This window comes from Allobosea sp. 67-29 (assembly GCF_001898115.1).
Taxonomy (GTDB): Bacteria; Pseudomonadota; Alphaproteobacteria; order Rhizobiales; family Beijerinckiaceae; genus Allobosea.
On the sequence record NZ_MKSQ01000026.1, the window covers coordinates 531,575 to 553,041 of the forward strand.

18 protein-coding genes are annotated in these 21,467 nt (G+C 66.6%); 10 read left to right on the forward strand and 8 right to left on the reverse strand.

All coding sequences use genetic code 11. The features are described from left to right. Window positions 1-33: 33 nt before the first annotated feature. From BGO20_RS21545 to BGO20_RS21555, 3 genes are all read right to left on the reverse strand, one after another. The gene (locus BGO20_RS21545; protein ID WP_291659513.1) at window positions 34-1,392 is read right to left on the reverse strand and encodes a GGDEF domain-containing protein; all 1,359 of its coding nucleotides are present in this window, start codon (window positions 1,390-1,392) and stop codon (window positions 34-36) included. Window positions 1,393-2,093: 701 nt separating this feature from the next. Continuing rightward, window positions 2,094-2,867: an SDR family NAD(P)-dependent oxidoreductase gene (locus BGO20_RS21550; RefSeq protein ID WP_291659514.1), complete on the reverse strand. Its 774-nt coding sequence runs from the start codon at window positions 2,865-2,867 to the stop codon at window positions 2,094-2,096. Beyond that, window positions 2,867-3,565, reverse strand: coding sequence for a hypothetical protein (locus tag BGO20_RS21555; protein ID WP_291659515.1), 699 nt, complete (start codon window positions 3,563-3,565; stop codon window positions 2,867-2,869). Before BGO20_RS21555 ends, BGO20_RS21550 begins: the two co-directional genes overlap by 1 nt. 118 nt (window positions 3,566-3,683) lie before the next feature. Between BGO20_RS21555 and BGO20_RS21560 the strand changes: the two genes are divergently transcribed. From BGO20_RS21560 to BGO20_RS21575, 4 genes are all read left to right on the forward strand, one after another. Next, window positions 3,684-4,532, forward strand: coding sequence for an IclR family transcriptional regulator (locus tag BGO20_RS21560; RefSeq protein ID WP_291659516.1), 849 nt, complete (start codon window positions 3,684-3,686; stop codon window positions 4,530-4,532). Continuing rightward, the gene (locus tag BGO20_RS21565) at window positions 4,529-5,338 is read left to right on the forward strand and encodes an ABC transporter permease (RefSeq protein ID WP_291659517.1); all 810 of its coding nucleotides are present in this window, start codon (window positions 4,529-4,531) and stop codon (window positions 5,336-5,338) included. Before BGO20_RS21560 ends, BGO20_RS21565 begins: the two co-directional genes overlap by 4 nt. Before the next feature lie 46 nt (window positions 5,339-5,384). Beyond that, window positions 5,385-6,377: an ABC transporter substrate-binding protein gene (locus BGO20_RS21570; RefSeq protein ID WP_291659518.1), complete on the forward strand. Its 993-nt coding sequence runs from the start codon at window positions 5,385-5,387 to the stop codon at window positions 6,375-6,377. A 124-nt stretch (window positions 6,378-6,501) separates the two neighbouring features. Further along, window positions 6,502-7,281, forward strand: a complete 780-nt coding sequence (locus BGO20_RS21575; RefSeq protein WP_291659519.1) for an ABC transporter ATP-binding protein — start codon at window positions 6,502-6,504, stop codon at window positions 7,279-7,281. Between the two features lie 87 nt (window positions 7,282-7,368). On the opposite strand, the gene BGO20_RS21580 is transcribed toward BGO20_RS21575, so the two are convergent. The 4 genes from BGO20_RS21580 to BGO20_RS21595 all read right to left on the reverse strand — a co-directional run bounded on the left by BGO20_RS21580 (window position 7,369) and on the right by BGO20_RS21595 (window position 13,058). Beyond that, complete coding sequence (locus tag BGO20_RS21580) at window positions 7,369-8,973, reverse strand: hydantoinase B/oxoprolinase family protein (RefSeq protein WP_291659520.1); 1,605 nt, start codon at window positions 8,971-8,973, stop codon at window positions 7,369-7,371. Next, the gene (locus BGO20_RS21585; protein WP_291659521.1) at window positions 8,973-11,024 is read right to left on the reverse strand and encodes a hydantoinase/oxoprolinase family protein; all 2,052 of its coding nucleotides are present in this window, start codon (window positions 11,022-11,024) and stop codon (window positions 8,973-8,975) included. The genes BGO20_RS21580 and BGO20_RS21585 overlap by 1 nt, the downstream gene beginning before the upstream one ends. 15 nt (window positions 11,025-11,039) lie before the next feature. After that, window positions 11,040-11,876 (reverse strand): PfkB family carbohydrate kinase, encoded by an 837-nt coding sequence (locus BGO20_RS21590; protein WP_291659522.1) that lies wholly within the window; start codon window positions 11,874-11,876, stop codon window positions 11,040-11,042. A 168-nt stretch (window positions 11,877-12,044) separates the two neighbouring features. After that, the gene (locus BGO20_RS21595; RefSeq protein WP_291659523.1) at window positions 12,045-13,058 is read right to left on the reverse strand and encodes an SIS domain-containing protein; all 1,014 of its coding nucleotides are present in this window, start codon (window positions 13,056-13,058) and stop codon (window positions 12,045-12,047) included. 213 nt (window positions 13,059-13,271) lie between these two features. On the opposite strand from BGO20_RS21595, the gene BGO20_RS21600 reads away from it, so the two are divergent. Both BGO20_RS21600 and BGO20_RS21605 read left to right on the forward strand, forming a co-directional pair. Beyond that, window positions 13,272-14,018: a GntR family transcriptional regulator gene (locus tag BGO20_RS21600; protein ID WP_291659524.1), complete on the forward strand. Its 747-nt coding sequence runs from the start codon at window positions 13,272-13,274 to the stop codon at window positions 14,016-14,018. Window positions 14,019-14,082: 64 nt separating this feature from the next. Further along, window positions 14,083-15,408, forward strand: a complete 1,326-nt coding sequence (locus tag BGO20_RS21605; protein WP_465246062.1) for an NAD(P)/FAD-dependent oxidoreductase — start codon at window positions 14,083-14,085, stop codon at window positions 15,406-15,408. Between the two features lie 43 nt (window positions 15,409-15,451). On the opposite strand, the gene BGO20_RS21610 is transcribed toward BGO20_RS21605, so the two are convergent. Beyond that, a complete protein-coding gene (locus BGO20_RS21610) occupies window positions 15,452-16,978 on the reverse strand; it encodes an ABC transporter substrate-binding protein (protein WP_291659526.1) in 1,527 nt (508 codons plus the stop codon). A 348-nt stretch (window positions 16,979-17,326) separates the two neighbouring features. On the opposite strand from BGO20_RS21610, the gene BGO20_RS21615 reads away from it, so the two are divergent. The 4 genes from BGO20_RS21615 to BGO20_RS21630 all read left to right on the forward strand — a co-directional run bounded on the left by BGO20_RS21615 (window position 17,327) and on the right by BGO20_RS21630 (window position 21,298). Then, the gene (locus tag BGO20_RS21615) at window positions 17,327-17,755 is read left to right on the forward strand and encodes a RidA family protein (RefSeq protein ID WP_291659527.1); all 429 of its coding nucleotides are present in this window, start codon (window positions 17,327-17,329) and stop codon (window positions 17,753-17,755) included. A 14-nt stretch (window positions 17,756-17,769) separates the two neighbouring features. Continuing rightward, window positions 17,770-18,927, forward strand: a complete 1,158-nt coding sequence (locus tag BGO20_RS21620) for an NAD(P)/FAD-dependent oxidoreductase (protein WP_291659528.1) — start codon at window positions 17,770-17,772, stop codon at window positions 18,925-18,927. Between the two features lie 13 nt (window positions 18,928-18,940). After that, a complete protein-coding gene (locus BGO20_RS21625; protein WP_291659529.1) occupies window positions 18,941-19,654 on the forward strand; it encodes an SDR family NAD(P)-dependent oxidoreductase in 714 nt (237 codons plus the stop codon). A 90-nt stretch (window positions 19,655-19,744) separates the two neighbouring features. Beyond that, entirely contained in the window at window positions 19,745-21,298 is a 1,554-nt protein-coding gene (locus tag BGO20_RS21630) for an ABC transporter substrate-binding protein (RefSeq protein ID WP_291659530.1), read from the forward strand. Window positions 21,299-21,467 lie beyond the last annotated feature (169 nt).

Genomic DNA, 21,467 nt, shown 5'->3' on the forward strand with positions numbered 1-21,467 from the left:
GCAGCCGGCCGTCCGGGCCTGGCAACGCCGTGGCTATGGCGTCGATTCGCCGCCGTGCAGCGCCGCTGCAACGAGATCGACGAGCCGCCGCGAATCCGACACGCCGTCATAGCTGGCCACGCCGAATGTCAGGGTGCTTTCCTGGACGGTCTGGCCCTCGATCGAGAAATGGGCGGCCCTGTAGCTCGCGACGATGCGCTGCGCAAAGGCCCTCGCCTCCGGCAGCTCGGCTTCTACGCGAATGACCAGGAAGGTCTCCCGCCCCATGCTGATCACCACATCGCTCGATCTGACCGCATTGAGCAGGAAGGCGGCAGTCTGCTGGACCATCGCATCCGCACCGTCCTCGCCCAGGCGCGCGCGCAGCTCGGCGAAGCCGGGGATCTCGAACATGACGAGCGAAAACGTCTTCCCCGTCCGGCGATAGGCCGTCATCTCGCGCTGGATGGCTGCCTTGAGGAAACGACGGTTCAGCAGGCGCGACAGCGGGTCTCTCGTCCCGCCCATGTCGAGGAACCGGCTGAACTGGGCCACCATCAGATTGTTGATCTGGTCGGATATCTGCTTGATGTCCTTGAGGCACTCCTGCCGGAGCAGATCCACCTTGCTGCCATTGAGCTGATTCACAAGCTGGTCGGCGCGTTCGATGAGCGCGGCGGTGGAGGCGTATTCGAGCTTGTGGCCGAACAGGAGATGCGCTCGATGCGAAAACCAAAGGCCGAACTCCGAGCGGCTCAGCAGCGGCGCGCTCCCAGTGGCCCTCACAAGCGCGGTCTCGAAGAAGACGTCCTGCGCCCATTCAGCGAGGGCAGCCTTCTGCTTTTCGCGTTCGGCGCGAAGGTCGTGTCCGACCGATATTTCTCGCAACGCTTCGTCGGCCCGTGCCGAACGTTGCATTTCGCTCGCGTATCCCGCGACGACCGCCGCCGCGGAGATATCGATCACGGCGGAGATATAGATGAAGGCGTGACTGTAGTAATCTTTCGAAAAATTCTGATCGAGCACGTGCTTGCTAAAGACGTGCTTGGCGGAAATCGTCGCATTGACGACGACGGGCAATGGGATCTGCCGGTTCGCCTCGGCGGCACCGGAACGCATCTGCCGCGCGATGAAAGCATCGGGATCGATACCTTCTCGCGGCAGCAGGCCGACCATCAATTGCGTCAAGCACGAGCGGCAATGGGCAAGCGCCTCGCTGCCCCTGAAATTGTGCTGGATTCGCGGGCTGTCCGTAAGTCCAGACCAGAACTCGTCTCCGAGCTCTTCGAACAAGCGGTCCGAAGTGGCGGATATGGCACTCCGCACCTTCTGGGGAACAGCCTTGTTCAAGCGAAGTAGTTGGGTCTTCAACGAAGAAACGTCGAAATCATCCCAGGTGACAGGAAGAAACATTACAAATACTCAAATCTGGCACGATGAAATACCTTAGACACGACTCGGAACCGTAGGCCCGGCGACGACCACGGCGGCTCCGAAGCTGGCATCGGCAATCGAATTCTCGCGAGAACGATCGCATTCTCCACCGTCAAGGCGGAATTGTGTCGCCTCATCTGCTCGCCCCGAGGCCCGTCGAGGCTTCGGGATCGTCCACGCCGGACTCCACGCAAATTCGCTCGGCCTCATCTGTCGCCGGTCGGACAGATTCACTTTGGCGACAGGCGAGTGGTTTGACCATTACGGCATTCCGATTCCGATTCGAACGATGGAGACGGCCTCTTTCACAATTATTAATTGTAAGAATCTTGAAAATGACTTCAACAAACAGCGAGAATAAAGATTGAACTGCGTCACGCCCGAGGTCTTTACCGCCCGTTTACACCTGTAAAAACCCTCGATTCGCCCTGCAGGCTTGAGGCAGCGGTCACAAGCAGACAATCAATGCCGATGCGAGACTGAAATCGCTGGGCGTCATCGGCCTGAGCTTCTCGCGGTGTGGACGCTCCAGTTCACTCGCCAGCGGACGACGAGCGCCTTGTCGAACGAGAACGCACACAACACACGTGGCGGCGGGCCGAACGCCCTCGCGTCATGTCGCGGTTGCCTGCATGATGCCGATCGCCACCCGTTCGGCTCTCGCCGCCGCTGCAGGCCCTTCAGTAGGTCGCTCTGCCACCCGACAGGTCGAAGACGCCGCCGGTCGAGAACGAGCATTCATCCGAGGAGAGCCAAAGCACCATGCGCGCCACCTCCGCGATTTCGACGAAGCGGCCCATAGGAATGCGCGAGAGGATGTCGGCGCGGCGCTCCGCGGATATCTCCTTCGCCATGGCGGTTTCGGCGGCGGCAGGGGTGATCGCCGTGACGATGATGCCGTCGCGCGCGGTCTCCTTGGCCGCGCTCTTGGTCAGCGCGATCACGCCAGCCTTGGACGCCGAATAGGCGGCGGCCAGCGCCATGCCTTCCTTGCCCTGGATCGACGCGACATTCACGACATGGCCGCGCAAGGCATGGCCACCCACGCCGGAGCGCGCCTCCTGCATCCGCATACGGCCGATCAGCGCACGGCAGACGAGATAGGTGCCGAACAGATTGACGCGCAGCACGGCCTCGAAATTGGCGGGATCGGTCTCCCAGAGCGGCCTGACCTCCCCCAGGATGCCGGCATTGTTGACGAGGATGTCGATCCGTCCATGTGTGTCGAAGGCCGCCGCGGCGGCGGCGTCCACGATCGCCGCATCGGTGATGTCGACCTGCCGCTGGCCGACGCCCAGCACGGTCGCCGCTTCGGCAAGCCGCTCGGCATGCGCGTCCCAGAGCTCCACCGTCGCGCCCGCGTCGCGCAGCGCTTCGGCTATGCCGCGGCCGAGACCTCCGGCGCCGCCGGTGACGATCGCGCTGCGGCCGGCGAGATCGTAGCGGGCATCCATCAGCCAGCGCTCCAGGCAGTCTTGGTCCGGGTAATCTGGTGGCGGTAGAGGCCGAGCGAATATGGGCCTTCGCCGCCGACGGCGTCGAGCGCGGCTGATGACAGCGCCTGCTTCGCCAGAGCGACGAAATCGGCCTCGTCGCCCCAGCCTTCCAGGAGGAGCACCCGGCGCGGCACGGCATTGGCGACGCCGCGCGCCTTCTGCTCGGCGGTGGCGACGCCGCTCGCCTCGTCATCGGCGACGAGCCAATGCACGCCCGCAACGCCGGGCTTGTCCAACAGGTCGGGGATGAAGCGGCGCAGCAGCGCCTCGCGATGCACCGTCTCGCCGCCTTGCGGTACGTCATAGCGCAGCGTCGCCATCAACCCGCCCTGGGCCGGACCGGCACTGTGGGCGACGCGGCAGATCGAGCGGGCGACCGAGCGGAAATGCCTGACGGCGCTCAACGTCCAGGGCGTCGGCGCGTTGACACGGGCGGTGTAGTCCTGGCCTTTCAGGGTCTCGACGCTCAGCGCCTCGTAGAGGTTGAAGAACTCCAGATCGGCCTCGATCGCGACATAGCGGCGTCCACGCAGGAAACCGGGAATGCCGACACGCTCCGGCATGTGCTCCCGGCCGTGCCAGGCATAGAATTCGCCGCGCCCCTCTGGCGCGATGTCGTGCCAGATCGCGACCGCCCCCTCACCCGCCAGACTCATGCGCCCTCCCGAATTCCGCCGCGAGGCGCGTTGACTCGGCCTTGCCGCACTCTTATACGGAAATGAATTCCTAATTGGAAATGATTTCCAAAAATAAGAAAGAGGGAGTGTGCGAAGGGTGACGATCGCGGCGGTCGAGCGGGCATTGAAGCTGATCGAGGCGCTGGCCGGCGAGCCGGACGGCGTCGATCTCAGCCTGCTCGCGGAGCGGCTCGACCTGCCCTTCAGCGCGACGCATCGGCTTCTGGCCACGCTGGCCGAGCGCGGCGTCGTCGACCAGGACGCCCAATCCGGCGCTTACGGCCTGACGCTGAAACTCGCCCAGCTCGCCTTTCGTGATCTCGACAGCCGCGGCCTGCCAGACGCCGGCCAGCTCGTGCTCGACCGGCTCGCGGCGGCAACGCGGGAATATTGCCGGCTGGCGGTGGTCGAGCGCGGCGACCTGATCTGGATCGCCCGCGCGCAGGGCGCCACGGCAGGCCTGCGCTACGAGCCGCCGATGGGCGCCGGACCCGTGCTGCATGCGACCGCGACCGGGAAGGCCTGGCTCGCCTCGCTGCCGGAGGCAGACGCACTCCGCATCGTCTTCGCGCGTGGCTTCGACGGCGACGAGCGCACCGGGCCGAATGCGCTCAAGGATGTCGATGCCTTGCGGGCCCATCTCGACGAGACGCGGCGGCGCGGCTTCGCCGCCGCGGTCGAGGAAGGCGAGATCGGCATCGTCGCCATGGCGACGACGTTCCGCGCCGGGCCCGATCCGGCCGCACCGGTCGCCGGCACGCTCAGCGTTGCGGGGCCCCTGCCCCGCATGCCGGCGGAACGGCGCCCCGCTGTCGCCGAGGCGCTGGCGCGCGCGGCGGCCGAAATGGCGGAGATCTGGCCGCTGCGCCGCCGGCAGATCCAGCCCTCGCGAGCGTCTTCGCCGGCCTCCACCAATCAGGACCAGACCGCAGGAATAACGGCATGACCGACACTGCCGCCAACCCCTCCGTCGCTCCGGCGACCCGCCGAGGCTGGTTTCAGCAGTGGGGTTCGGCCGTCGCCTGGCCGCTGATGAGCTTCGCCGTGCTGCTCGCCGCCTGGGAGTGGCTGGTGCCGCTCGCCCGCATTCCCGAATACATCCTGCCGGTTCCGAGCGCCTTCTTCGAGCGGCTCTGGATCGATCGGGTCGACATCCTCAGGCATACGCTGGTTACGGCGAACGAGATCGTGCTCGGCTTCCTGATGGCAGCGGTGATCTCGATCCCGCTCGGCTACGTCATCGTCTCGGTACGGCTGCTGGAGAAGGCGATCTATCCGGTCATCGTCTTCTTCCAGCTGGTGCCGAAGATCGCGATCGCGCCGCTCTTCGTCGTCTGGTTCGGCTTCGGCCTGTTCCCCAAGGTGCTGCTGACCTTCCTGCTCTGCTTCTTCCCGACGCTGGTCGCCAGCATGACCGGCTTTCGCGCGCTGGACGAGCGCGTGCTCTACCTCACGCGCTCGATGGGCGCCTCGGCCTGGCAGACCTTCCGCTATGTGCGGGTGCCGGCGGCGCTGACCTATATCTTCTCGGGGCTTAAGGTCTCGGCCGTGTTCGCCGCGACCGGCGCCATCGTCGGCGAGTTCGTCGGCGCCAATGCCGGCCTCGGCTATCTCCTGCTGCGCGGCACGAGCTTCCTCGACATGCCGCTGATCTTCGCCTGCCTCGTGGCGCTGAGCATCGTCGGCATCCTGTTCAGCTACATCGTCGACGGCCTCGAAGTCTTGCTGATGCCCTGGCAACGCAAGGGCTGACCACCAAACGCACAAGCCGGACGAACCGGTATTCGGGAGGACACAGATGAACAGACGCATGCTGATCACCGCAGCCGCCATGCTCGCTCTCGGCGCTTCCGGCGCGCTGGCGCAAGGCGCCGGCAAGCCGATGAAGATCACGTTGAACTTCCTCGCCGCCGCGCCCAATGCCGGCTTCATGATGGCCAAGCAGATGGGGCTCTATCAGAAAGCCGGGATCGACCTGACCATCGAGGAGGGCAAGGGCTCGGGCACCACGGCGCAAATGGTGGCGACCGGCCAGACCGACCTCGGCTTCGCCGACGCTCCCGCCGCGATGCAGCTGCGGACCAAGGGCGCGCCGGTGAAGATCATCGCGCCCGTGCTCCAGACCAACGGCTTCGCCATCATCGCGCTGGAGGATTCCGGCATCGCCTCGCCGAAGGACCTCGTCGGCAAGAAGGTCGCCGTCCAGCCCGGCACGGCGCAGACCACGCTGCTCGACGCGATTCTCGCCAGCAACCAGATCGACAAGAGCAAGGTCGATATCATCAATATCGACCCGGGCGCCTTCGTCGGCGCCCTCCTGGAAAAGAAGGTCGATGCCATCCTCGGCGGCGCCGACTTCCATTCGATCCAGATCCGCGAGCGCGGCTTCAAGGTCCGCGACATCTTCTACCGCGATGTCGGCGTGCCCACGGTCGGCCTCTCGATCATCGCCCGCGACGACAGGATCAAGGCCAACGCCGAGCTCTACAGGAAGTTCGTCGAAACCAGCCTGCAGGGCTGGGATGCAGCCCGCAAGAACCCCGACGCCGCCGCCGACGCGGTGGTCGCGCAGTTCCCGTCGGTGAAGAAGGCGCAGGTGCTGGCGCAGTTCGAGGTGGTCAACAAGCTGCTCTGCGCACCGGGCGCGACCGCGCTCGGCAAGGTGCCGGAGGCCAACTGGACCAAGAGCTTCGAACTGCTGACCCAGTATCTCGGCCTGCCCAAGGACAAGCCGATCACCGACTACTACACGACAGAGCTGCTGCCCGCCTCGGCGCCGGCCTGCCCCTGAGAAGCCAACCCCTGTCCCGGCCGGAGCAGAACGCGGATCCGGGGGCTATGCCGAAGCAATTCAGGCGTGGATCCCGGATCTCCTTTGCGAACGTCGCGGATGGCCCGAAACTGGATCGACTATCGTGACAGCCGCCGCCCACGCCGCCGCCTCGATCGAGGGGCGCGGCATCATCAAGACCTTCGGCAGCTTCACTGCTGTCGACGGGCTGACCCTGAACATCCGCAGCGGCGAGTTCGTCAGCCTGATCGGCCCCTCCGGCTGCGGCAAGAGCACCTTCATGCTGATGGCGGCGGGGCTCATCCCGGTCAGCCAGGGCGAGCTCCTTGTGAACGGCAAGAAGCTGACCTCGCCGCTGACCGATATCGGCATCGTCTTCCAGGATCACCTCCTGCTGGAATTCCGCACGGCGATGGAAAATGTGCTGCTGCAGGCTGAAATCCGCGGCCTGCCGCTGGAGCCGGCGCGCGAGCGGGCGCTGGATCTCTTCGCCAAGCTCGGCATCTCGCACGCGGTCGACCGCTATCCCAAGCAGCTCTCCGGCGGCATGCGCCAGCGCGTCTCGATCGCCCGCGCGCTGATCCACAACCCGGCCGTGCTGATGATGGACGAGCCCTTCGGCGCGCTCGACGCCATTACCCGAACCCAGATCCGGCACGATCTCGAGCTGCTCTGGATGGAGCAGGCCAAGACGGTGGTCTTCATCACCCATTCGATCGAGGAGGCGATCGGCCTCTCCGACCGCGTGCTGGTGATGTCGCCGACGCCGGGCAGGATCGTCGACGAGATCGCGATCGAGCTGCCGCGCCCGCGCCCGGCCCATCTCGGCGACTATCCGAGCTTCAACCACTATGCCGATCGCATCCACGACGCCTTCCGGCGCTTCGGCGTGATCAAGTACTGAAGCGCCGGGGCCGGCACCGGGTCCGGATCGCGCGGTTGGCCGGTCCCCCGGCCTCGGCATTGATGGACGCGGCAGTCGCGGCCGCCCTCAGTAGCGCTGCTCGGCGCGGTCCTTCGCCCGCAACTCGGCGCTGCGCTCGGCCGGTGGTCCGTAGCCGCCGGCACCGGGGGTGATGATCTCGACGATCTGACCCTTTTCCAACGCACCGTCGCCCTTGAAGAAGGGCACGACACCCTCGCTGAAGGCGAAGGAGCCGCCCTGCCCCTCGCCGCCGCCGGCGAGGCCCCAGGGCCGCGAGGTCAGGCGCGAATTGTCGACGTTGAGCCGGCACGGCGCCTCTGCCCGGTAGACGCGGCGCAGGCCCATGCCACCGCGCTGGCGTCCGTCGCCGCCCGAACCGTCGACCAGTTCGTAGCGCAGCAGGGTCAACGGATATTCGAGCTCCAGCGCCTCGACAGGGAGGTTCGAGGTGTTGGTCATGTGGACATGGACGCCATGGAGCCCGTCCTTGTTGGTGCGGGCGCCGGAACCGCCGCCGATCGTCTCCAGATAGACCCAGAGCTCACCGCTACCGGGCTGCTCACCGGCAAAGGTCGCGGAAGCGACCGCGCCCGAACAGGCGGCGATGACGCGATCCGGCACGGCCTGCGCGAGCGCACCATGGATCAGGTCGACGACGCGCTGGCAGGCGGCGATGCGGCCGTTGACGGCGGCCGGATGCACGCAGTTCAGCACCGAGCCTTCCGTCGCGGTGACGGTGAGCGGCCGCGCGAGCCCCGCATTGGGCGGGATCGTCGGGTCGGCCACGGTCTTGACCGCGTAATACACGGTCGAGAGCAGCGCCGTGTAGACCATGTTGAAGCCGGCCCGCATCTGCGGCGGCGAGTCGAAGGCCAGCGTCATTTCATCGCCCGCGACGGTGATCGTGACCGAGAAGGTCAGCGCCGCGTCGATCTCGGGATTGTCGAAAGAATCCGAGAAGCGATAGGTGCCGTCGGGAATCGAGGCGATGCCGGCGCGCATCTTGCGCTCGGCATAATCCTGCAAGGCCTTGCCGGCGGCGAGCACGGTGTCGCGGCCATACTTGTCGCAAAGCGCGCGCAGCCGCTCGACGCCGAGGCGGTTCGCCGCCATCTGGGCGCGCAGGTCCGAGAGGCGCTCACGCGGCACCTGGCAGTTGAGCAGGATCAGTTCCTGCACATCCTTCATCAGCACGCCGCCGTCATAGAGGCGGATCGGCGGGATGCGCAGGCCCTCCTGATAGATATGGGCGTGGCCGCGATCGGCGAAGTCCGAATGGTGCGCCGTGTTGACCGCCCAGGCGATCATCACGCCCTCGTGGAAGACCGGCTCGGCCAGCACGATATCAGGGAGATGGGTGCCGCCACCCTCATAGGCGTCGTTGCCGATGAAGACGTCGCCCGGCTTCATCTCGGCGACAGAGTGGCGCTTCAGGATATGCGGGATGATGCCGATGAAGGAGCCGAGATGCATCGGGATATGCTCGGCCTGGCAGAGCGTCTGGCCCTCAACGTCGAAGAGCGCGGTCGAGCAGTCGCGACGCTCCTTGATGTTGGTCGAGTAGCTCGCCTTGACCAAGGCCTCGCCCATCTCCTCGGCGATGGAGGCGAAGGAGGAGCCGATGACCTCGACGGTGATCGGATCGACGCTGACGGATGCGGGCGTGGTCATCACGGCATCTCCAGGATCAGGTTGAGATAGGGCTCGACCGTCGCGGTCATGCCCGGCAGCAGCACGGTGGTCGAATCCATCTGCTCGACGATGGCCGGGCCGGTGAAGCGATTGCCGGATTTGAGCTTGTCGCGGTCGTAGATAGGGCAGGCGACGAAGCCGCCGGCCTCGGGGAACCACACCTCGCGGCTGCCGATGACGGCGTGGGAAGCATCAGGCCCGGCATCGGGCTCCGGTCGGAAGGCGGCCTTGGGCACGAGGCCGACCGCCTCGACTCGATAGGTCACGAGCTGGACCGCCTCGCCTTCCGCGACGAAGCCGTAGAGGCGCTTGTGGGCGGCGGCGAAGCCCTCGGCCAGCGCGGCGATGGTCGCGGGCGTGATCGGTCCGTCCGGCACATCGATGGCGAGTTCGTAGTTCTGGCCGTGATAGCGGAGATCGGCGGTGCGCTTCAGCCGGCGATCGGCCGATGCGACGCCCTCTTCCGCGAACCAGTGATCAGCCTGTTCCTGCAGGGCAACGAAGATTCCCGCCATGTCCGGCAGGAGCGCTTCGGAGAGCGTCGCCAACCGCGTCGTCGCGAAATTGGCGCGCAGGTCGGTCAGGAGCAGGCCGAGCGCGCAGCCGATGCCGGGATTGCGGGGCACCACGATGCGCTTCATGTCGAGCTCGCGGGCGAGCCGCGCGGCATGCAGCGGCCCCGCGCCACCGAAGGCGACCAGCGCGTAGTCGCGCGGATCATGGCCGCGCTGGACGCTGATGACGCGGATCGCCTTGGCCATGTTGGCTGTGACGACCGAGATGATGCCCTGCGCCGTCGCCATCAGGTCGAGGCCGAGTTCGTCGGCAAGCCGGCCGATCGCCTGTTTCGACAAAGCCTGGTCGATCGGCATGCGCCCGCCGAGCAGATGCGTCGGGTTCAGGGTCTGGAGCACGACATTGGCGTCGGTAACGGCGGGCTCGGTCGCGCCGCGCCCGTAGCAGACCGGCCCGGGATCGGCGCCGGCCGAGCGCGGCCCGACCTTGAGCAAGCCGCCGGAATCGATCGCGGCGAGCGAGCCGCCGCCGGCCCCGACCGTGTGGATGTCGAGCATCGGCGCCTTGATCGGATAGCCGTGGACATTGGCCTCCGAGGCGAGCTTGGCCTCGCCATCGTCGAGCAGGGCGACGTCCGAGGAGGTGCCGCCCATGTCGAAGGTGATGAGGCTGGGTATGCCGATCATGGCGCCGATCGCCTGCGCCGCGACGACACCGGTCGAGGGGCCGGAGAGCACCGTGCGAACCGGCAGGCGCGCCGCCATGTCGAAGCCGATGACGCCGCCATTGGACTGCGTCAGATGCGGGACAGCCTTGAGCCCGAGTTCCTTCAAACGGTCGGCGAGGCGGCGGATATAGCCTTGCATGACCGGGCCGAGATAGGCGTTCACGACGGTGGTCGAGATGCGTTCGTACTCACGGAACTCGGGCGCGACCTCATGCGAGGCGCAGATGAAGGCCTCGGGGAACTCTTCGGTGATGATGTGCTTGGCCGCTTCCTCGTGCTCCGGCCGGACGAAGCCGTAGAGGAAGCCGATGGCGACCGCCTTGACGCCCTCCGATTTCAGCGCCCTCGCGGCCTGCCTGACGGCCTCCTCATCGAGCGGCGTCTCGACCGATCCATCATACCGGACGCGCTCGGGGACGCCGAAGCGCAGATCGCGGGTGACGAGCGGCGGGGCCTTGTCGGCCTGGAGATCGTAGAGGTCCGGCCGCTTCTGCCGGCCGATCTCGATCAGGTCGCGGAAGCCCTCGGTGGTGATCAGCCCCGTCTTCACGCCGCGATGCTGGATCAGCGCGTTGGTGCCGACCGTGGTGCCATGGCCGAAATAGGCGATGTCGGCGGGGCTGGCGCCGACGCGCTCGACGGCTTCCTGCGTGCCGCGAGCGATAGCGCGGGAGGGGTCGTCTGGCGTCGACGGCACCTTCCAGACCGCGACCATGCCGGTCGCATCGTCGAACAGGCAGACATCGGTGAAGGTGCCCCCGGAATCGATCCCGATCCGCCACGCCATCTGTGTTTCCCTCCCTTACAGCACCGCCGTCTCGATCTGCGTCCAGGCCGCGCCGTGGCCGAAACCACCCTGATAGCCGCAGACGCGCGCCGCATGCTCCGCGCCGGCAGCCATGGCCGCCGCAACACTGCCGCCGTCCAATATGGTCAGCAGAAACGCAGCGATGAAACCATCGCCGGCGCCTAGCGTATCCACGACCAGCGCGGGGCTGGCGTCATGGACCCGAAAGGCGCCCTCGACCAGCGCCATCGAGCCCTTCGCGCCGCGCGTCGCGACCGCCATACCGGCCCCGAGCTCGATGCAGCGCGCGAGCAGGCTGCGACAATCCTCGTCGGAAGACGAAGGATAGGACAGGAATGCGATGTCCACCGAGGGCAGGGTTGCGGCGAGATTCCGGTCGGTCCAGCGCTCGGAAAAATCGTAGGACAAGCGCCGCGCCGTGCCGCGCACGATCGACAGCGCATCGCCGAGCTCGCTGTAGATGCTGGAATGAACGAGATCATAGCCGGCTATGTAAAAGAGGTCGTCTTCGTCGATTGGTCCCCATTGGCCGCGCACGCCACGCTTGGAGCGCAGGAAGCGCCGGTCCTGCCCATCATGACCGATGAAGGCGCGGGCATTCGCTCCCGGCCTGATCCGGCAGCGGGAAATATCGACATCCTCCCGGACCAGCGCCTCGCCCAGGAGCCTTCCCGCCTCGTCTGAGCCAAGGCAGCCGAGATAGCCGGCCGCGGCGCCGAGACGCCTGGCCTGCACAGCGACGTTGACGGCGTTTCCGCCCGGGAACTGCAGGCCGCGGTCGACATAGGTGTCGACGGTATTGTCGCCGAGGCCAAGCAGACGGTGCCGCATCAGGCACTCCTCCCTTTCGCCGCGGCCATGAACGATATGAAGTCCTCGCCCCCGGCGACGCCACATCCCGGTGAATGCGCGGACAAACTCCGAAGCCAACGGAAACGCCCCTCGGGAAGCCGATGGCCGGACTCCTCGGGATGACGGCTGCAGCGGGTCATGCGCGCCTCAATACGCCACCTTCCACATGTAGCGGCGCGTGCTCAGGGGCTGGTTGCGAAGCACCGAGAGATGGGCCGCCATGCGCTTGAGGGCCGCCTGCAGAATATAGGGCGCGACGATGGGACGGATATCGGGATCGATCCCGCGCATGGCGTAGTCGCGGGAATCATAGGCCATGACCCGTCCAGCATGGGTATCGCAGAAGCTCGCCACCCGCTCCATCAGCGGCCGGCTCGGATCCTCGCCGGTGATCAGGATAAGCGGCGTCCGCTTGTCGACGATCTCGAAGGGACCGTGGAAAAACTCGGCCGCCTCGATCGGATAGCTGTGCAGCCACAGCATCTCCATCAGGATGCAGACTCCGAAGACATAAGCCGTCGTGAAGCCGGGGCCCGAGGCGACATGGTAGATTCGGTCGTCGTCCGCATAGGTCGCGGCGTCGGCCGCGGCGCGGGCCTCGTTCTGCTCGGCGGCATCGCACATCGCCGCCGGCAGCGCGTCGAGCGAGGCGAGCAGCTTCTCCCCGAGGGACCAGCCTTCCTTGGCGGTCATCAAACCGCCGATCAACGCCTGCATCAGCATGAACATGGCCGCGAAGGATTCGCTGGTGGCGCCCACGAGGAAATGCCGCGGCACCGCCTGCGCCAGCGGCTTGTCGCCGTACTGGCTGAAGGCGACGATCTCGCAGGGCTTGTCCTTGAGAAAATGCGCCGCCGCCACCGTCTCCGGCGTCGTCCCTGATTTCGAGGCGAGCAGGACCAGCGTCCGGTCGTCGAGCCGCGGCGGGTCGATCGCCATGAATTCCGCCGGGAAATAGCGGCGCACCTCGAGACCGGGCGAATAGCGCTCCAGCCAATACTGGATGCCGAGCATGGCCCGGTTCGCCGAGCCGCAGGCGATCAGGTAGACCCGCTCGATCCGCGGCGCCAATTCCCGTCCGAGTGCGAAGGCGGCCGGCAGGGCGGCGCGGGTCGGCTCCAGCCCGGACAGGACGGCGTCACGGTCGAAGGCGATTGACATGGAGCGCTCCGGGCAGCTTTAAGGCGACGACGCAATTGGTATACACCAATATGCTATACCAATTCCTGTCAAGCCTATTCCAGTTTTGACCGGACCCGCCGTTCGGACAGTAGCGTGCGCAGGCGCTTTCGCCTTACACAAGCGGAGCGCACCGGCCGTCACTCACCGATCTGCCGGCGCGCCACTGAGGTGCAAGCCATAGAGACGCAACGCATGTCGAAACCGCTGAAGCGGCTCAAGCCGATCTATGTCGAGGTCCAGGATTACCTCCTCGATCTCGTCGGCGGATCGGATTACGGACCCGGTGACCGGATTCCCTCGGAACGGACGCTGGCCGACACGCTCGGCATCAACCGCATGACGGTCCGCAAGGCGATAGACCGCCTGGTCGAGCGCAGCGTCTTGGAACGCAACGGCACCAGCGGCACGCGCATCCCGCTGGTCCAGGTCTCGCGGCCGATCGACGCTTCCGCCTCGCTCGGCATCACCCGTATCATCCGCAACGCCGGCGGAGAGCCCGGCAGCAAACTGCTTCACTTCGGCGAGGAAGCCGCGACCGAAAGCGTCGCCCAGCGCCTCGAATTGCAGCCCGGTAGCGATCTCGTCATGGCACGCCGTCTGCGCAGCGTGAACGACGAGGCCTTCTGCATCGAGACGAGCTATCTGCCCGCATCGCGCGTGCCCGGCCTTTCCGCCGAGGACCTCCTGTCGGGGCAGTCGCTCTACGAGCTTCTCCGGCAGCGTTACGACATCGAGGTCAGCATCCGCGATCGCGAGATCGGCGTCGGCACGGCGACGGAACGCGAAGCGCAGCTGCTTGCGCTGGCGCCCGGCTCTCCAACGCTCGTCCTGCGGATCGTCGCCCGCGACCGGGAAGGCCGGCCGATCGAATACATGCGGTCCGTCAATCACCCGCACCATGTCGTCTTTCGCAGCTCCGCAGCGCCGGCCCAGGCATGATCCGCGCCTGGACGGGCGCAGTGACGCCTTCCGCAGCCCACTTGTCCCGCCTTCCGGAGCCTTCGTGATGGGCATCACCATCGAGACCATCGAGCCCGATCCGTCCCTGCCGGCCGCCAGCGACGTCGTCGTCATCGGCGGCGGCATCATCGGCATCGCCACAGCACTGTTCCTGGCGCGCGATGGGATCTCGGTCACGGTCTGCGAGAAGGGCGAGGTCGGCCATGAGCAATCCGGCCGCAACTGGGGCTGGGTCCGCATCATGGGCCGCGACCCCGGCGAGATCCCGCTCGGACTCGAAAGCATGCGGCTCTGGCAGGATATGGACCGGCTGGTCGGCGGCGATACCGGCTTCACCCGGTCCGGCATCGTCTATGTCGCCGACACTCAGGCGAAGCTTGCCGAACACGAGGCCTGGCTCGACCACGCCAGGACTTACCAGCTCGACTCGCGGCTCCTGAGCAGCAGCGACATCGAGGCCGTCCTGCCCGGCGGCAGGCGCGCCTTCGCCGGCGCGCTGTTCACACCGAGCGATGCCCGCGCCGAGCCGCAGAAGGCCGTGCCGGCCATGGCGCGGGCATTGCGCCGCCATGGCGGAACCGTCCTGACACGTTGCGCGGTGCGCGGCATCGAGACGGCCGGTGGGCGCGTCGGCGCCGTCGTCACCGAGCGCGGGAGGATTGCCTGCCAGCGCGTGGTGCTGGCGGGCGGCGCCTGGTCGCGGCTCTTCCTCGGCAATCTCGGCATCGACTTCCCGCAGCTCAAGATCCTCGGCTCGGTGTTCCGGACCGAGCCGCTGGACGGGCCGCCGGCTCATGCGGTCGGCGCCTCGGATTTCGCCTTCCGCAAGCGGCAGGACGGCGGCTACACGATCGCGCATCGCGGGGCGAGCCTGGCCGAGATCGTGCCGGACTCCTTCCGGCTGCTGTTCGACTACCTGCCCTCGCTGGTGAAGCAGCGCCATGAACTGCGGCTGCGGCTCGGCGAGCGCTTCCTGGAAGAAGCCCGCACGCCGAAGCGCTGGTCCCTCGACGCCGAAACGCCATTCGAGCGCATGCGCATCCTCGATCCCCGGCCATCAGAGCCGATTCTCGCGGAGGCGAAGCGCAACCTGATCGCTGCCTTCCCCGCCTTCGCCGAGCTCAGGATCAAGGAAAGCTGGGGCGGGCTGATCGATGCCACGCCCGATGCGGTGCCCGTCATCGGCGAGGTGCCGCGCCTGCCCGGCTTCTTCCTGGCCACCGGCTTCTCCGGCCATGGCTTCGGCATCGGCCCTGGCGCGGGCCGGCTGATCGCCGATCTGGTCAGCGGCCGCACGCCGATGATCGACCCGAAGCCGTTCCGGCTGGAGCGCTTCGCCCGGCTGGAGCGAACGACGCGCGCCGGCTGAGCCCGCACCTCGACGGAAGCGCCCTTCAGGAGCCTGAGCGCGCTCAGGCCAGCGCAGCCTCGTCGAGCGAATAGGCGGAGAAGAAATTCGTCCCGCCGGGATAGCATTTGAAGCCGGTCAGGCCCTTGGCCATGGCGTAACCTTGCGAGCGCCAGGCGAGGCCGACGAGCGGCGCCTGTTCGAGAGCGTATTTCTCGAGCTCGGCATAGACTGCCTTGCGCTTCTGAGGGTCGAATTCGGCGCGCCCCTTGGCAAACAGCGCGTGAATCTCGGGGGTTGGGATCTGCCAGCTCCGTGCCATGTTGGCGGGCAGCTCGCCGTCGATCAGCGGGGCAAGGCCGTCAGGATCATTGTTGTCCGCCGTCGTACCCTGGACCATGAAGTCGTAACGGCCCTTGCCCGCCAGATCGACCCGCGCAGCCCAGTCGGGCAGATTGAGAGTGACCTGGATTCCGATTTCGGCAAGATTGGCCTGCACGACCTCGGCGGTCGATTTGTGCATGCCGTACTGCGCCGTCGACAGCAGCGTGCAGGAGAAGCCGTTCGCCAGCCCCGCTTCCGCCATCAGCTTCTTCGCCTTGGCCGGATCGTAGTTCCAGTAGTGCGAGCGCGCCTTGTCGAAATAGGGGCTGCTCGCCGGAATCGGGATGCCCTCGAGCTTGCTGCCCCGGCCGAAGAAGGCCGCCTGGACGATGTCCTCGCGGCGGATGGCGTGCGCCACCGCCTGTCGCAGCCGCACATCCTTGAACGGCCCGGCACCACCGTTGAAGTTCAGCCCCATGAAAGGCCCGTCGGCGGCGACGAGCCGCAAGCGCTCATCCTTCTCGATCGTGCTCATCGACTGCCAGGGCACGTATTCGATGAGGTCGACATCGCCGGCCTGCAGCGCCGCGACACGCAGGTTCTCGTCGGCATAGGCAACGAGCCTGATGCCGGCCAGCTTGGGCAGCCCGGGCTTGTAGTACTTGTCGAAGCGCGCGACCTCGATCGAAGCGCCGCGCTCCTGCGCCTTGATCGTGAACGGCCCGGCACCGACGCCGAGGCCGGCCCGGCCTTCGATGGAATCCTTGGCGATGATCGGCATGTGCGGGCTGGCAAGCCAGATCGGCAGCGTCACGGTCGGCTGCTTCATGACGATGCGGACAGTCCGTGGGTCTGGCGTCTCGACACGCTCGACACCGCCGAACTCGGCCTTGAGGAAAGCGGTGGAGTTGGGCGCGGCGACCTGCTCCAGCGTCCACTTCACATCTTCGGACGTCACCGGCTTGCCATTGTGGAACGTCGCCTGACGCAGCTTGAAGACCCAGCCGGTCTCGCCCTCGCGCTCCCAGCTCTCGGCGAGCTCGGGCCTGACCTCACCCCTCTCGTCGAAGCCGGTCAGGCCGCGGAAGATCAGCAGCTTGACGGTCAGCGCCGCAGTGCCGGTATGGAGCCAGGGTTGCAGACTCGGCGGAAAGCTCGACAGGCCGAAGCGGAGCACCTTGCCCGCGCCTTGAGCCTGCGCCCGCAATCCCAGAAGAGGCAAGGCCGCACCGGCGGCGAGCAGATTACGGCGGGAGATCGAGACCATCGCATACCCCTCCTGGTTCTGACGGCCGTGCGGGCCGATGCGGCAGAATGATTTGGTATATACCAATTTGTCAATCTGCTCGGATTGCCCCGGCTGGGTTCGGCGCGACGGCGGCGGTCGACTCTAGAGCCCGACCGGGTTCGTCGACAACGGCGGTGCAGCATCACTGCCCGGCTGCGGCCACCGCGCCGCTGAGCGAGCTGTGCCGGGCCGATCCGATGAAGGCACGAAAGCCGGCCGAACCGTTCTTGACAGCCCCGGGTAACTCGAATGGTATACACCAGATCAAGGCATTCGACGCCTGTCGATCGAGCTCGATACGATGCTGGCAGCCCCCGGAGGCAACTCATGAGCGAGATCGTCAAAGTCAAATCGGGCAGCAAATACGAGACGCTGAACAGCTATTCGCGCGTCGTCGTCGCCGGCGACATGATCTTCGTCTCGAACACGGCCGGACGGAACTACAAGACCCGCGCCATCGCGCCCGACGCCAGGGGTCAGGCCGAACAGGCCTTCCGCAATATCGAAGGCGCTCTTGCCGCCGTCGGCGCCTCGCTGAAGGACGTCGTCGCGATCAAGGTCTTCGTGCCGGATATCGCCGATATGGACGAGGTCAACGAGGTCGTCGGCGCCAGGTTCAGGGGTATCGACCCGGCCAACACCACGACCTGCACGCCGCTCGGCCAGCCCGAGCTCAAGGTCGAATTCGAGGTCACCGCTTACAAGCGCCGCAACCCCGACGAGCCCGAGCGGCGCATCAGCGTCGACCTCTCCTGAAGCGGGGCGCCGCCATGCCGGACGTCGTCATCGTCGGAGGCGGGATCAGCGGGGTTTCGGCCGCCTACGAGATCGCGCGCGCCGGTCATGCGGTGACGCTGCTCGAAGCACGTGGTCTCGCGGCGATGGCGTCCAGTTGGACACTCGGTGGCGTCCGCCAATCCGGGCGCGATCCCGCGGAACTGCCGCTCGCGCAGGCCGCGGTCGAGCGCTGGGCCGGTCTCGATGTCGAGCTCGACGCACCCACCGGCTATCGCCGGCACGGCAATCTGCGGCTGGCGAGAACGGAAGCGGAAGTCACCGTCATCCGCGAACTGGTCCGGCAGCAAGGCGCGCTCGGTCTCGCCATCGAGTATCTGCCCGACAACGCGGCCGTGCGCGACAAGGCTCCGGCGATCGGGCCCGGCATCCTGGCAGCCTCGTTCTGCCCCGGCGACGGCAATGCCGACCCGGTTCCCGCGGTCCATGCCTATGCCGCGGCGGCCCGTCGGCATGGCGCGGTCATCCGCGAGGGAATTGCGGTGCGCAGGCTCGCCCGCAGCGGCAACCGCGTCACCGGGGTTGAGACGCAGGCCGGCCAAACCATCGCCGCCGGGCGCGTCGTCGTGGCGACGGGCATCCACGCACCGGAGTTGCTCACGCCGCTCGGCCTGTCCTTGCCGCTCACCATCAGGCTGGTCTGTGTCATGCAGAGCGTGCCGCTGCCGCCTCTGCTTGCGCCGGTCTTCGGCGTCGCCAATGCGGATTGCGCCGGACGGCAGGAGATCGACGGGCGCCTGCGCGTCACCACCGGCATCGGCGATTGGCCGCATGACCCGCGCGGCTGGACGGAGGCCTTGCTGGCGCCGCCCAGCCGGGATGTCGCGGCGCTGATCGCCCGCACCAGCCTGGTTCTGCCGGCGGTGGCGGATGCCGGCATCGCCCGGCTCTGGGGCGGGCTGATCGATCTGACGCCGGATGCCCTGCCTGCGATCGACGCCGATACCGGGCTCGACGGGCTCGTGGTCGCCGCCGGCTTTTCCGGCCACGGCTTCGGCATCGGCCCCGTCACCGGCGAGATCCTGGCCGATCTCTGCCTTGGGCGGCGATCGCGCTTCGATCTCTCGCCCTTCCGGCTGAATCGCTTCGCTGCTGGCGAGCGGCCCGCAGCCGAGCTCACCCTGCACGGATAGGACATCGCCCGCCATGCTCGCTCCCGAGGGTCGCGTCATCCTGATTTCCGGTGCCAATCGCGGCATCGGCCGGGCCGTCGCAGAGCTCCTGCATGGGCAGGGATACAGCCTGAGCCTGGGCGGCCGCGATCTCGCCTCGCTGAGGGCGATGAGCGCCGGCTGGGACCCGTCGCGCATACACGTCGCGCGCTATGACGCGGCCGACTGGACGAGCCATCGCGCCTGGACCGACGCTGCGGCTGCACGTTTCGGTCGGATCGACGGCCTCGTCAACAATGCCGGCATGAGCAGCCACATGACCCTGCGCGCGCCGGACGAAGCGACGCTCGACGCGATCTGGGCCGCGAACTGCAAAGGGCCGCTCAACTTGATCCACTGCGCCCTGCCCCATCTTGAGGCCTGCGGCACAGGGCGCATCGTGAACGTCGCGTCGATGTCGGGCAAGCGCGTGCGCAACGACCACGTCGCCTACAACATGACCAAGCACGCGATGATCGCGCTGAACCATGCGGCACGGCGCATCGCCTGGGACAAGGGCGTGCGCACCACGGCGCTCTGCCCCTCCTTCGTCCGGACCGACATGACCGCCGCGAGCACCGCATTGCCGCCGGAGGCGATGACGCAGCCGGCCGATCTCGCGGAACTGGTTGCCACGGTGCTGGCACTGCCCAACAATGCCACCGTCGCGGAACTGCTCGTCAATTGCAGGCTGGAGGACATGCTGTAGAGCCGCGCGCTCGACGGAACGAGTGCCGACGCAGAGAGGCCATTGTCAGATCGAAATCACCGCAATCAACGACAAAAGCAGGGGAAAACCATGAAGACACCCGTTTCGATCCTCGCCGCCCTGGTAGCCGGCGCATTGCTGGCCAGCCCGGCGCTGGCACAGAAGACGGTGCTGACGGTCGGCATGCAGAGTTCCGACGCCGGCGTACTCGATCCGCATCTCAACTCCGGCACTCCCGGCAAGGCGATGCTGCAATGGATGTTCAACGGGCTGGTACGGATCAAGCCCGGCGAGCTCTCGCCGGAATTCATCGAGCCCGATCTCGCCGAGAGCTGGACCTCCTCCGCCGACGGCAAGGAATGGACCTTCAAGCTGCGCCATGGCGTCCAGTGCCATCACGGCTATGGCGAGTTCACCTCGGAGGACGCCGTCTATTCGCTGAAGCGCGCATCCGCCAAGGAAACCTCGGCGTTTTCCTCCGACTACAGCGCGGTGCAGTCGATCGAGGCCCCCGACAAATACACCGTCAAGATCACGCTCAAGCAGCCGATCCCCAGCCTGCTCGGCATCGTCATGAACTACCATGGCGGCAACATGGTCTGTAAGAAGGCGGCGGAAGAGCTGGGCAAGGAGGGCTTCGCCAAGAAGCCGATCGGCACCGGGCCCTTCATGTTCTCCGAATACGTGCCGCAGCAATACGCCAAGCTCGTCGCCAACCCCGACTATTTTCGCGGCAAGCCGAAGCTGACCGAAATCCTCTACCGCTTCATCCCGTCCGACTCCTCGCGCGATCTCGCTTTCCAGGCGGGCGAGCTCGACATGATGCTCGGACGGCAGGAACAGGCCTGGGTCGACCGCATGAAGGCGCTGCCGGGCGTCAAGGTTGTGGCGATGGGCCCGGCCGAGATGTCGGTGCTGCATCTCAACGAGAGCCAGCCGCCGCTCGACAATCTCAAGGTCCGGCAGGCGATCGCCTATGCCATCGACCGCAACGCGATCTGGCAGTTCCGCGGCAAGAACATCTCGCGCCCAGCCGTCTCGGTGGTGCCTTCCGGCTATCTCGGCACCGACGAGAAGGCGCCGCTCCTGCCCCATGACCTCGCCAAGGCCAAGGCCCTTCTGGCCGAGGCCGGCTTCCCGAACGGCATCACCATCAAGGCGATCAACACCACCCTGCCTTCGATGCTGAGCTTCACCGAAGCCGTGCAGGCCCAGCTCAAGCGCGCCAACATCAACCTGGAAATCCAGCCGGTGGAACATGCGACCTTCCATCAGCAGATCCGGCAGGATCTCTCGCAGGTCGTGCATTTCCAGGCCGCGCGCTTCCCGGTGGCTGACGTTTATCTGTCGCAGTTCTTCCACTCGCGTGCGATCGTGAAGACGCCGACGGCGGTAACCAACTTCTCGCACTGCAAGGTCGCCGACGCCGAGATCGACGCCGCGCGCTCCGAGACCGACAAGGCCAAGCAACTTGCCTTGTGGAAGACGGCGCAGGAGAAGATCATTGCCGATGTCTGCGCCATCCCGGTCAACGAGATGATGCAGCTCTGGGCCTACAAGGACAATCTCGACCTCGGCTACGAGCTCAAAGCCTCGCTCAATCTCGGTCCGCCGGTGCTGGAGACGACGCACTTCACCAAGTGAAGAACGCCTGATCTGACACTCCTCAGCCCTCATCCTGAGAAGGCCGCTTCAGCGGCCGTCTCGCAGGATGCTCCAGGAGGCTCCCGTGCCCCTGGCAGCGCCCTTCGAGACGCAAGGCGGCGCCTTGCTCCTCAGGGTGAAGGCTGAGGGCAAAGCTCCCTCCAATCCG